This window comes from Emticicia sp. (assembly GCF_049241225.1).
In the GTDB taxonomy this organism is placed as follows: domain Bacteria; phylum Bacteroidota; class Bacteroidia; order Cytophagales; family Spirosomataceae; genus Emticicia.
The window spans coordinates 1-2,330 of the sequence record NZ_JBMLRC010000436.1 but is presented as its reverse complement, the minus strand read 5'-3'; the positions used below and the strand labels follow the sequence as shown (position 1 = coordinate 2,330).

The 2,330-nt window shown below is 39.8% G+C and carries 2 protein-coding genes; one reads left to right on the top strand and one right to left on the bottom strand.

Annotated features, from left to right (window positions below; genetic code table 11):
* A partial coding sequence (locus tag ACOVO2_RS22680; RefSeq protein ID WP_421772161.1) for a 2-isopropylmalate synthase occupies positions 1-917 on the bottom strand: 917 nt, incomplete at its 3' end.
* Between the two features lie 508 nt (positions 918-1,425).
* Between ACOVO2_RS22680 and pyk the strand changes: the two genes are divergently transcribed.
* A partial coding sequence (gene pyk / locus ACOVO2_RS22675; protein WP_421772160.1) for a pyruvate kinase occupies positions 1,426-2,330 on the top strand: 905 nt, incomplete at its 3' end.

Here is a 2,330-nt window from a genome sequence, read left to right as displayed (position 1 = left end):
TGTTTCAAGAAACCATCTTGGTGGATACCCGACGAGTGTGCAAAAGCATTACGACCAACGATTGCTTTATTGGCTTGAACTTGCATTCTCATGGTCTGAGAAACCAAATTACTCATCGGGAATAGCTTCGTGCTGTCGATGTCGGTGTGGTAGCCAAGCGATTTGTGTACTTTCAAAATCATTGCTACTTCTTCCAACGAAGTATTTCCTGCTCTTTCACCAATTCCATTGATGGTTACCTCCACTTGTCTTGCACCCGCTCTGATACCCGCAATCGTGTTAGCGGTTGCTAAGCCCAAATCATTATGATTGTGCATCGAGAGAATAGCTTTATCAACGTTGGGTACGTTATTCATCAAATAATTGATGCGGTCATACATTTCGTTTGGCAAAACATAACCTGTAGTATCAGGGAGATTCACAACCGTAGCACCTGCTTTGATAACGCTTTCGGTCAAACGAGCCAAAAACTCTAAATCAGCACGGCCAGCATCTTCAGCATAAAATTCTACATCATCCACAAGGTTTCGAGCGTGTTTTACGGCATCAATCGCTTGCTCAATAATTGCTTCACGGCTACTATTAAATTTATGTTTGATGTGAATATCCGATGCACCGATTCCTGTATGTATACGTGGACGTTTCGCAAATTTCAGAGCTTCGCCAGCGGAATCAATATCGCCTTTTACGGCACGTGACAACGCACAAACTGTTGGCTCGGTAACGGCTTTTGAAACCTCCACAACCGAACGAAAATCACCAGGACTCGACACTGGAAATCCTGCTTCGATGATATCAACACCCAGCTTTTCGAGTTCTTTAGCAATCATTACTTTTTCGTCAGTCGTTAACTGACAACCCGGTACTTGCTCGCCATCTCGCAAAGTAGTGTCAAAAACATAAATTTTATCGCTCATTTCTGATGAGATTAATATTGGTTAAGTGAGTACTGTGTCAATCCTTCACAAAAAAGCCCTTTCTCACGTAGTAAGAAAGGGCTTTTGTATATACAAAGTCTCCGTTTCTCACACCGACAGGTTGAGTAGCAGGAGAAGTGAAATTGCGATTGACGAATGTTTCAATGGTTTTGTTTTTTTATTGATACAAATTTAGTCAAATATTTTTTTCAGACAAAAAAAAACGGTTTTTTTTCAAAAAAAATCAATCTCATGAATATGGCTTTTCTAAGTTTGACTTTAAGCGATTTACTACCAAAAAAGCTATTCTATTGATTTTTATGGTACTTTTTTGATTTATTATTAAGATTTAACATAAACAATAATCAGATTTAAGTTATTGATAATCAATTTGTTAATTGTTTTTTCAAAAAACCTTCCTGCTTTCTGTTTTAAATATTCTGTAAATCTCGTCAATAGTTAGTATTTTTGCACAATTCCTAAGCCGAAGAAAAATTTTATTTCACCTATGCAAAGAAAAACCAAAATAGTAGCAACTGTCGGACCTGCTTCCGAAAGCGAAGAAATGTTATTGGCATTGGCAAAAGCTGGTGTAAATGTTTTCCGCTTGAACTTCTCTCACGGAACTCACGCCGACCACCAAATTCGTATCGACCGTATTCGTAAAATCAATAAAGAACATGGCTTCAAATGTGCCATCTTGCAAGATTTGCAAGGCCCTAAAATCAGAATTGGTCTGATGGAAAGTGGCAATGATGGCGTTGAAATTTTTGCAGGAAATCAGCTAAGATTCGCCAGCGACGACATCGTTGGTAATGCCGAAAGAGTGAGTACACCTTACAAAGGCATGTACAACGACGTGAAGGTAGGCGAGAGAATCTTGATGGATGATGGAAAGTTAGAAGTAAAAGTAATAGGTAAAGATGGCACCGATGTAATCACAGAAGTGGTTTATGGTGGTCTTTTGAAACAAAAGAAAGGTGTAAACCTGCCAAATACTAATATCTCTCAGCCATCAGTAACTGATAAAGATTGGGAAGATTTGAAATTTGGTTTGGCAAATGATGTTGACTGGGTTGCTCTTTCGTTTGTGCGTACTGCCGAAGAAATCCAAGAGATTCAGAAATATATCAAAGAACAAGGCAAAACTGCGAAAGTAATTGCGAAGGTGGAAAAACCAGAAGCAATTGTGAATATGGAGGCTATCGTAAATGCCAGTGATGCAATCATGGTTGCTCGTGGCGATTTGGGTGTTGAGCTTCCATCAGAAGATGTGCCGATGATTCAGAAGCGTTTGGTTGAGATGTCGAATTTGGCCGCTAAGCCAGTTATCGTGGCAACTCAAATGCTCGAAAGTATGATTGATAGCCCACGCCCAACTCGTGCAGAGGTGGGTGACGTTGCCAATGCCGT